Origin of the sequence: Companilactobacillus paralimentarius DSM 13238 = JCM 10415 (genome assembly GCF_001434985.1) — a bacterium.
GTDB classification, from domain to species: domain Bacteria; phylum Bacillota; class Bacilli; order Lactobacillales; family Lactobacillaceae; genus Companilactobacillus; species Companilactobacillus paralimentarius.
Genome location: NZ_AZES01000113.1, coordinates 1 through 10,495 on the forward strand (window position 1 = coordinate 1; position 10,495 = coordinate 10,495).

Sequence of the window (10,495 nt, forward strand, 5' to 3'; positions counted from 1 at the left end):
TCTTTGGTGACTTGTCCGAAAAATTCGATTAATTGTTGCAATCTACCATATATAAACTATTATAAAATAATCATGTGCACATTTTCAACATTTTTAAAAAAATGACCGTTATTTGACACAAGATTAGTCCAACCATAGAATGATTTTACTGAAATTTTCCATGCTCTAGATATGAAAATGAGTGATATTTTTAAACTTAGTTTTATTGGTAAAAAAGTGGAAGGTAAATCATCCCTCAATTCTCTCAATGGCTCTGACACATCCCACAAGAATAAAGAAGCCCGCAAAATGAGTAGCTTTTTCTGAGGTACAAGTCTCTATTACGTACGATTTACGGCCCAAGTCGGTAAGTTTCACGTACTTAGACATAATAAATAGGCCCCGATACTCAAAGAACGAGAACATCAGGACCTATTTTTTAAGATATTTTTCAAATCTTAATATTAATTGTTCTATAAACTATCCGTAGCTGTCCAAGTGACTGTACTTGTATATTTTCCAGGATAATCAACACCGTTACTTCTTAATTTTATTTTTTGAGGTCCATTTATCAAATCTAAAATCGTTGATCCTCTATAATCATCTGTACTCTGTTGTTCTCTAATTAGTGAATCAGTATTTGTGATATTGATAATGTTATTATTGCCATTTAATTCTAGGCCAAGGTCATCACTACTTATTTCCCTTTGACCTGATTTAAAGTTAGATGCTCTAGCCATCAATTTCCAACCATTAACATGTGATGGATCTCTATCATCATTAACAGCTACATTAAATTCTTTGGATGCCGGTGATTTTATCACCGGAGTATATGCAGGAATGATTCCAAAGTCGAGATTCTCAGTAACGTCCAAAGACAAAGTGTTCGTTCCACCTACGCTTACGACGGTAGCAGGTAAAAATGTAGCATCATGAAAAATTGTTTCTGAAAACGGAGTAGTATTAGCATCTTTATCAGTCAAGTAAACGATGATTTTATCGTCATTTACTATTCCAGAGATATTATTTATTTTCCAATTTCCATTACTATCAACCGTTGTGGCATTTGGATAAACTGTATCTGCACTACCATTATGATGAACGATTTTCCAACTTAGAGATGTTCCTGGCTCACCCGTACCCTCCAATTTTTTAGACCACTGGGAAATCATTTTTACATTATTTTTTATTACTACTGGATCAGGTGGCGTCTTATCTATGACCGTTTGTTCTTTATATTGATTATATTTCGTATTGCTCATATCAGTCTTTATAGCATTAATGGAATTATAATCTGGATCATTTCTCCATAATTTTAAAATTTTTATTTTAGTTCCAGGTTCCAAATATTTTTTACTTGAACCCAAACTACTAATTGGTATCTTAATAGCACCATCAATCGTTGATGTACTGTATTCATAATATTTTTGGTTCTGAACAGATGTCCCAGTTGCAGTTTTAGTTGTTCCATCTGGATAAGTTAATTGAACCTCAGCATAAACTTCATTGTCATATGAAGGGCGATATGCATTATTCTCAGCGGGCATTAATGTTGGTACCCAAACATATGAATCGGCATTGGTAGGCTGGTCAGGGGCATTTTTTACTTGAGCAGGTGCCGTATTAGCCGTCATCCTTCCCAATTTCGATAAACCTGAATTATTTACTAAGAATTCTTTAAAATCAGCATCAGAAGAAGTAGTAGTAAATTTATTGAAATTAACCCCTGAATAAGTAGCATTAACATATTTCCAGCTCTTAGTAGGAGATTTTTGAACATTTGATGTACTTAACCATACAGATAGTGGAATATTACCATGACTAAATTGGCTAGTATCCGAACAATTGAATAAAGTCCCTCCTGTTCCTGTTCCAATGGAAGCAGTATTCATAAAATCAAAATATCTAGGTACCCCCATATTAAAGTTTAATATATTTGTAGAGTAGAATATTGCGTTACCAGGATAATACCCTCGTGCTACAAAAGAAGTCCCATCACCAGCTGTCATGTCGATTCTTGATAATGAAGATATAGCTGGTCCATTGTTCGCACTAATGAGAACCTGAGAGTCTGTACCACTTAATTTGAAAGAGTTCGAACTTCCGCCACCAGCATAATATATTCCTTGTCCATCATTATCTCCAATTCCCGGACCCCAACTAGTTGAATTATTTATACAATCGAATTCAGCACCATTGCTTACCGAAATATTATTACCTCCACCATACATACGGATTCCATATGTATTAACAGTTCCATTTTGATTAATTGAAACTTTAGCATGATTTTTTATATCAAATGTCATTTCTCCCGTCCATGCAAATCTAATAACAGCATTATTATAATCAGCTGTTCCTGAACGAGAAACATTTAATTCAGTACCTTCATCGGAGACATCAAAAATACTTCCCACTCCAGATTCCGTTATGGCAGCTCCATTAGGGTTATTTACAGTAAATTTAGAATTTGTTGATAATATAATCTTGGTATTCGTTCCAAAAAGATAAATGGGAGCATTAAAATCCCCCTGATTTGTTTTATCAACATTTACGTTTGAATTGTTAGTTATTTTAAGTATCATACCTGTTTGAGCATAAGTTCCATACGTACTAATGAAATAATTTGAGGTTCCCGAGGGATAAGTTGATTTAATCGTCGAATTATCTATATTGATATTTTTCGAAATACTATCCGATGTAGAACTATAATAAAAACTCCTAGAACTATCTGTAATTGTGGAATCTTTGATAGAAAGATCTCCACCTGACGATCCTTGGAATCTAATCGTAGGAGTCGAACTTGTATTTTGTGTTACATAATTAGCATTAGTAAAATTTAAATTAGTATAAATATTATTAGTATCCAAAATTGTACCAGTTAAGGAACCGATACCTGAAAATATAATTACCGCATTTGAACTTGATCTTAACATGGCAGATCCAGTTGAATTAATCGACGCGTCGACAAAATTAATTTGGTAATTATTGGTATTCATATACCTACTAGCCATATCTATACTGTGTCCATTAAAAGCAACAACCTTGTCATTTTGAAAACTGACCTTATTATTAGCAGCCTTTAGATCTACGCCAATAACTATTTTTCCCACCGACGTATCACCGGCGGCATCAATAAAATCCTGCCAACTATTGACAGTAACAGAACTCCCCTCAGTATTTAAGACCGGCACACTAGATGTTGATTGTGCTCTAAGGCTTTTCAATGTAGCATTTATTTGCTTATTTTTTAAATCAAATTCTCCTGAACCATTTATTTGATTTAAAAAGTCCGATTTATAAGGCTGAGATACCGCAATGTCATTAGAATTATCGGATAAATTGCTGTTTAAATTTAACGATTGTGGTACTTCGGTATCTGAACTATCCGCTTTTACAATTGTAGTATTCGTAATTAAACCAATTAGGAATATTGATAATATATATCAGAAATAATTTCAATTTATCGTAATGTAGATTTTTTATAAGAAGCATATGATGACCCCCTCATCAGAAATTCCATATGATGTTAATTAATGGATTCCTATTGGCAATCTGAAAAAAGAGATATTAAAAACATAGCGAAAAAATCTAAAAATAGAAAAAACTTGATTTTTTCAAAGAAATATCCCCCTTTTTTCTATATATGAGGTATTATAAAGCAATCATGTGCATATTTTCAACATTTTAATAAAAATGACTGTTATTTGACATTTAATTTAGTCTTATCGTAGGGTAGCTTAAAGCTTGAGGTGTATGACTGCTATGGCTAAAAGTTACAATGATTTTATTAGACAAAAAAGATTAAGCAAGGGTTTAACAATTGAACAGCTTGCCGAAATTTCCCACGTTTCCAGATATACAATTTCAAGGTTGGAATTGGGAGAATCAGGTAGCATATCCTTATCTAAGTTGGAAAAAATTGTCCACGCTCTAGATATGGAGATGGGTGATATTTTTAAACACAGTCTCATTGATGAAAAAACCGATAATTTCTTTAAATTTATGAACACAATGAATTTAAAAGACCGCCAATCATATGTAGATTTATTTATGGAAATAATCGGTTTCGTTGATGATAAATAAAATTGGTTAAAAAAACAGTAGCTAACTGCAATTAGCTACTGTCCCCCTTACTTGGATTTTAATAATAAATATATTTATCCAATATACATGCCTAGTATTAGATAAATTATGAAAAAGAAAAAAGCCAGTTATATCAGGGTATAAATACCCGATATAGCTGACTCTTATTTGCTTTATGGAGGTGAGGGGAATTGAACCCCTGTCCAAGCGTAATGCTATGCAAGCCTCTACACTCATAGTTGTATCATTTAAAGTTTTGCCACTATGAACGCCATACAACTCGGCTAACCACAATGACTATTCCGACAATCTCTTTTTAACTATTCAGAATGCACAGTTAAACGTAGCCCAATAATTTTGAGACCCATTTCCAACCCTTGGGCGAAGTTAGACTGGATCACGCTTAGACTGTTTTTAGGCAGCTAATGCGTAGTTATTATTATTTTTTGCAGTTATAATAAACTGTGCGTTTTAAAGGGACGCAAGGCCCTAAGTGCAACTCACACGCTACTACACATGTCGAATCCAGAACACCCCCATTAGTGTCCACAGTCTATACTATCGAATTTTGTTTTATTTAGCAAATTATAAGTTTATTTGTTATGAAAATATCGATACATCTTGGGTGCTACTTTCAGTAAATGCTAGTAAAATATTGAATATAGACGGAGGTGTAACCATGTTGAATGAAAAGAAACCTTTCTATAAAAGAAACTGGTTCTGGATCATGATTTTTTCGATTATCGTTGTTGTATCAACCACCACGTATATTGCTAATAATTCTTACTACCAAGGTGAAGCCGATCAAGCTAATCTTGAACAACGAAAAGATCAAGCTGAAAGAAAACAGGCCGAAAAAAATCCTTCTCTAGTTGCTAAATATAATTCTATTAAAACTGGTAAAAATGGCTATTCTGAAAAAAATATCACTTCCCTTCTTGGAAATCCTACTGAAACGCAAACGATGGATAAACAAGGAAAAGAAATCATTGCTACATGGAATAAAACCGTTAATAGCAATCAAGTTATGATTCAAATTACATTTTTCAAAAACATTGCCAAATCTAAATCTATTCAAGGACTCGATATTGATCGAGAAAATAGCTTGACCTTAGCTGATTTCAATAAACTTAAAAATGGTGACAGTTATAACCGCGTTATCAATGTACTCGGCGATCCTGACGATTATTCTGACATTAATGGTGTTAGAACCTTAACTTACGTATCAGACTTATCTGAAGCAGATCCTAGCCAAAATGCTTCAATTGATATTAAGCTATCCGATAATAAAATAATTGCTAAATCACAAGTTAACTTAAAATAAACTACCATAAACGTAGAAAGTTCCCTAATTGTTAAACTAATAGTCTTAATAATTAATGTAAAAACATAACTGATTTTCAAGTCTCAAATTGCAAAAGTGGTTATCTAGTTGCTACCTTAGATAAAAAAAGTTTAGGCATTTTTATATCCCATCCTATTTATGGAGTCTACATGCAATTTCCGTTAACCACTTTTAATTTTTAACAAGTAATTTCCGATGACCAAAATGTAAAATCACTAAAGACACTGCTAAAACAGCTATTGCTACTAAATATAATAGATTGTAAGAACTATGTTCCACAATCAAGCCACCCACCAGTGGTCCAATGGCTCTAGCAAATGTTGAAGACATGCTTAATAAACTTTGATAGCGTCCTGCTTCCGACTTTGATGTTGACTCACTGACCATAGCTGGAATTCCTGGATAAACCAAAGTTTCACCTAAGGTTAAGACAATCATCCCAATGACAAACGCTAAATAAACTTTAGCATTAATAATTGAAGCAAATGCTGCAATAAATAAGACAACGCCAAGTGGTATTTGAATTTGCTTAAACCACGCCTTACTTTCAACTAAACGATTAATCAATGGTAAAACTAAAACAATTACCACCGCATTGATGGTCCATAACAAACTGTACCGACTAACAGGAATCCCCAAATTTGTTAGGTGAGCGGAAATGTTACTGCTCCATTGTGAATATGCTAACCACGAAGCTGCTAAGAAAAGGGCAATCAGACCAACTCCTGGTTGTAATTTAGTTTTTCTTCTCCTCCTAACTTCATTTTCCATACCATTTTTAACTGCTACTTCACGATTATTGTATCCAAATATTACTAATAGGAAGAAAAGTATTAAGAAGAAAAAGTTAGCCACAAAAACTAATGTCATCTGAACTCCAGCAATATAGCCACCTAACGCCGTACCAATGGCATTTCCTAAGTTGGTTCCCATGTAAATACCGTTAAAAAGCTTATATCGATCAACATCATCTATCTGTGCCGCAAATGAATTAATGACCGTAAAAGCACTACCAACGCCAAAGCCTAATATTGGTAACAGAATAGGATATGCTGGCAAACCATGATCAAAAATTAAACCAACCAAAGCTAACAATCCAATTAATGTACTGATAATAATTGTTTTGTGACCACCCCATCGGTCAAATAATTTTCCACCTAAATAATTTCCCAAAAAGGTTAAAATCGAATTAAAAAACAAAACTATTCCGGCAACCGCCAATGATTTGTGCAAATAATTGTGGATAAAAATTGTATTAATGGGCCAAATAAAACTGGCGCCAACCGATTCTAGAAATGCTCCCAAAATCAGTGTTTTAGCCGATACCTTTTTCATAATTTCCCCTTAAACATATTATAAAGTTGTGAAAATCTTATCATCTAATCACCAGTTGTCAACGTATGATATCCTTTAAATAAAGGGAGAGTCGAAATGTCTGATAATAATCCATACTGTCATGAAGGAATGACTTGTTTTTCCAGTTGCCACTGTTCAGGTACAGACGGAATCTGTCATTGTCCTATGAGCGACAACACAAAATGCACTTGTAATAGTTATTGTGGTCCTAAAGTACCAACTACAATCTAAATTCAAAATAAAGCCAGCAACTCAATTTGAGCTACTGGCTATTTGTTAGGAATCATATTTATTTAATTACCGTTAATTCATGTAAAGTCTGGCCCGATGGTGATTTCAATTGAAGCCAACCATTAGTTCCAGCAAAATAAAGAAATGTTCCAACTTCATTAACACTACGCAAAATTATATCTTTTGTTAGAGTATCATCTTGAATTTCCTGCGCATGCTCTTGACGTAAACGTAAACCAAATCTACCAGCAAATCCAACTACACCAGATTTAGTTAATGGTGCCTGTTCGATTAACTTTGCTCCAGATTTAACTAAAAATTGATTGCGTTTTTGCCAATAAACAGTTGCCTTACTACCCTTGTAATCAATTTTAAAAGGGACATCTGCTAAGGAAGACATAAACTTATGACGTGGTTTACCCTTTCTAATTGGAATTGTTCTTAATCCAAAGGCAGATAGAATTGGTAAAATATTCCTCCAATATTCCTCATACAATTGTTGTGAAGCTTGCGAAATTTTCATTTTATATTCAACATTGATTTTATAACCTGATTGCACCATTTGTTTAGTCAAAAAATAGAAGAAGTCCGTAACAATAAAGTTTTCCGGTACCACGATTTCAATATAGCTCGTGGCGGTCTCGGTGTTATCCAAATCTCCAATTCCTAATCCAATAATCTCTCGATTTTGCATTATTAAGAAAATCGATTCTTTACTGTATTCCTCAGGCTTTTTAAAATAATAATTAACGTGTCCTAAATCCTTTAAATCTACAGTTAATTTTTGATCCGAATAATTTCCAGTGAAATTAGTCATTCCTACTCCCTCATCATTTTAATATTTTACTTTGATTGCCAAATTCCATACAAATCACTAATCTGATTTATTATGCCTTCATGATATAATCAATAAATTCAATATACAAATAGTTTACTTATATAAATAGTGTTTTATTGTATTCAGGGCGCTAATTTTTATTTACATATGTTATGATTTACATATGTTAAAAATAACATGTGTAAAGGAAAGAATATGTCACAAATAAAAATCATTGCTCCTGATCTCTTAAATGAGTCACAAAAAATTCTGAAATTACTCAGCAATCCAACTCGAATTCAGATGCTCAACGTTTTAGAGCAAAAAGAAATGAATGTCAGTGAACTTGTCGAACTATTAGGAGTCGAACAGTCAGTCATCTCTCACCAATTGGCACTTCTCAAAAATTATCAACTAGTAAGCTCCCATCGAGTAGGAAAAGCCAACTATTATCAATTAGATGATCCTCATATTTTAGATGTTATCAATGAAACTCTGGAACATGCTGATCACGTTATGCGAGGTAAAAAACATGGAGAATAAAATAGACTATGTTAAAAAGAGTCTCCAAACAGAATATCTTTCAACAATTTGGATGACCTTTGAATTTATTGTTGGTTTCTATTCAGGAATAAAAGCTAGATCAATTCTATTAATTGCTTTCGGTTTGGACAGCTTTTTAGAAATTATTTCTGGAAGTACTCTAATTTGGCGTTTAAAAAAAGAATTCAATAAGGCTCCTGTCAAACAAATTGAAAATGCTGAAAAAAAATCTTCTTTGATCGTCGGTAGTGTATTACTACTGCTATCAATTTACGTCATCACCGTATCAATTTTCAATTTGGTCACCCATCAAGCGGCTGATACCAGTATTTCAGGTATCTCAATCGCAATTGCTTCGGTTCTACTGATGCCTTTCTTCACTTTTAAGAAACGTTCTTTAGGTAAAAATATTAATTCCGATGCTCTAGTTGAGGATGGTATGTGCAATATTACTTGCGCCTATATGGCAGGAACCGTTCTTTTGGGCGCCATTCTAACTGCTCTCTTTGGTTTATGGTGGGTCGATTCAATTGCTGCTTTAGTGCTAGTTTATTTTATTGCAAGTGAGGGTCTGGAATCATTAAAAAATGGTTTAAATAAATATTAAATTCAAATTATTTTTTAAACAAGGTCAAAAAATGTGATTTTAGTTTTCATTTTCTGAGATCTCTCAAAATTTTATACAAATAATCCATATAATTTAAAAGCTGGAATAATTAATCGGAATATTAATTAATTATTTTTAATATAGTATTATAATGGTTGTGAATAATAATATTTGTGGGAGGGAATTATTTATGAGGAAATTCAAATCTATCAGATCTTATCTAATATTTTTTCTTATGGCCATTATTTTTGTTCTATTGATTCCCGTCACAAATGTACATGCAGCTGATCCTGATACTCAAACAAGTTATGATAAAGATATTACCTGGAATTCAAGCACATCTTCTGTAAATTCGTATCAACAATTGGAAATTGCTCCTGGGGTTAGTCTTGGATACGCTTTTGGTTTGACTCAAGATACAAATGGTAAAGTAAAATCTATGTCTGATACTACACTTACCCAACCATCAGAATCTCAATCAACAAATAACATTTACAGATCAAAAATCAATGTCTTTCTTAATGATAATGGAAACTATATTGGTTCAGTTTTCCAAGGTTCTCATACCTCTTCGATATCATCAACTAATACAGATCAAGTCTCATCGACTTCACCGGATTTTTTAATCATACCTCTTAACACTAGTTTTGGACTCAGTGGTGTAACTGCTAATAAGTATGCTCTTCTAGGTAGTAGTTCTATTGGTGTGCCTTCAACTGCATATATGCAGAATAAGAAATTTTACATTGGAAAAGACTCCAATGGGAATACCGCTTACAAAATTGTTGGTGATTTTGTAAGGGGAACCGGAACTGGTAGCAATGCCTTTGACTTAAAAGCAGAAATTGTTCTACGTGCCTCACCAACTAATTCAGCCATCGTTCAAAGAGAATTATTTTTAACTAATAATTCCAGCCGAACACAATCATTTCAAGTTCTATATGGTGAAGATACTAAATTAAGTGATAATGATCGTGTTTTGATAAAGGATTTAGGAGATTCTAATGGTTTATTCATTGAAGATGGTTCCTACAAATTAATGATTACTAATGAAACTCCAGATGGATTCAAATATTATGCTGGACAAGCTTATACTAGTAGCAATATGGATTGGATCAAAGGATTCGATTCTAAAACCGGAGCTGGTGCCGAAGCAAAGGGATATAGTTATGGAAATTCAATTACTGGTTCTACAGCGGTTAGTGACTCCAGCTACACTTTAAAATGGGATCCAACAACCCTAGAATCTGGTAAAACAGCACACTTTGGTTCTACAATGGGTGTCACTGCCAGTCCCTATGCTTTGCCGGTTGTAAGTAAAACCTATACGAATGAAACTGACAGCAGTGGTACTAACAATATTGGTGATAAATTAAAATTCTCTTTGAAAGTTCGTAATAATGGATACGGAAGTTCATGGACCTACGAAAAACTAAAGGATACTATACCTGATGGTTTACAAATTGATCCTAACAGCATTGGATGTAAGCTGATTCCTGAGACAACTTTTAAGAGAGGGTATAATGAATAAATC

The 10,495-nt window shown here is 33.3% G+C and carries 8 protein-coding genes and 1 other RNA gene; 5 read left to right on the forward strand and 4 right to left on the reverse strand.

The window, feature by feature from the left end; translation table 11 throughout:
• Positions 1-452 precede the first annotated feature (452 nt).
• Positions 453-3,203 carry an autotransporter outer membrane beta-barrel domain-containing protein gene (locus tag FD33_RS09435; protein ID WP_025086036.1) on the reverse strand — a complete coding sequence of 917 codons (2,751 nt, stop codon included), beginning with the start codon at positions 3,201-3,203 and terminating at the stop codon, positions 453-455.
• Positions 3,204-3,741: 538 nt separating this feature from the next.
• Here FD33_RS09435 and FD33_RS09440 point away from each other — a divergent pair.
• Positions 3,742-4,062, forward strand: a complete 321-nt coding sequence (locus tag FD33_RS09440; RefSeq protein ID WP_025086035.1) for a helix-turn-helix domain-containing protein — start codon at positions 3,742-3,744, stop codon at positions 4,060-4,062.
• A gap of 173 nt (positions 4,063-4,235) precedes the next feature.
• Here the strand turns inward: FD33_RS09440 and ssrA are convergent.
• Positions 4,236-4,600, reverse strand: a transfer-messenger RNA (tmRNA) gene (gene ssrA, locus FD33_RS12495).
• 117 nt (positions 4,601-4,717) lie between these two features.
• On the opposite strand from ssrA, the gene FD33_RS09445 reads away from it, so the two are divergent.
• Positions 4,718-5,386 (forward strand): DUF3862 domain-containing protein, encoded by a 669-nt coding sequence (locus tag FD33_RS09445; protein WP_235806957.1) that lies wholly within the window; start codon positions 4,718-4,720, stop codon positions 5,384-5,386.
• Positions 5,387-5,578: 192 nt separating this feature from the next.
• On the opposite strand, the gene FD33_RS09450 is transcribed toward FD33_RS09445, so the two are convergent.
• A complete protein-coding gene (locus FD33_RS09450) occupies positions 5,579-6,742 on the reverse strand; it encodes an MDR family MFS transporter (RefSeq protein ID WP_025086033.1) in 1,164 nt (387 codons plus the stop codon).
• A 310-nt stretch (positions 6,743-7,052) separates the two neighbouring features.
• Positions 7,053-7,811 carry a hypothetical protein gene (locus FD33_RS09455; RefSeq protein WP_025086032.1) on the reverse strand — a complete coding sequence of 253 codons (759 nt, stop codon included), beginning with the start codon at positions 7,809-7,811 and terminating at the stop codon, positions 7,053-7,055.
• A 216-nt stretch (positions 7,812-8,027) separates the two neighbouring features.
• Between FD33_RS09455 and FD33_RS09460 the strand changes: the two genes are divergently transcribed.
• The 3 genes from FD33_RS09460 (at position 8,028) to FD33_RS09470 (ending at position 10,492) form a co-directional block, all read left to right on the forward strand.
• Entirely contained in the window at positions 8,028-8,354 is a 327-nt protein-coding gene (locus tag FD33_RS09460; RefSeq protein ID WP_025086031.1) for an ArsR/SmtB family transcription factor, read from the forward strand.
• On the forward strand, positions 8,344-8,961 hold the full coding sequence (locus FD33_RS09465) for a cation transporter (RefSeq protein ID WP_025086030.1): 618 nt from the start codon (positions 8,344-8,346) through the stop codon (positions 8,959-8,961). The genes FD33_RS09460 and FD33_RS09465 overlap by 11 nt, the downstream gene beginning before the upstream one ends.
• A gap of 190 nt (positions 8,962-9,151) precedes the next feature.
• Positions 9,152-10,492: a hypothetical protein gene (locus FD33_RS09470; RefSeq protein ID WP_056955937.1), complete on the forward strand. Its 1,341-nt coding sequence runs from the start codon at positions 9,152-9,154 to the stop codon at positions 10,490-10,492.
• The last annotated feature ends 3 nt before the right edge of the window (positions 10,493-10,495 follow it).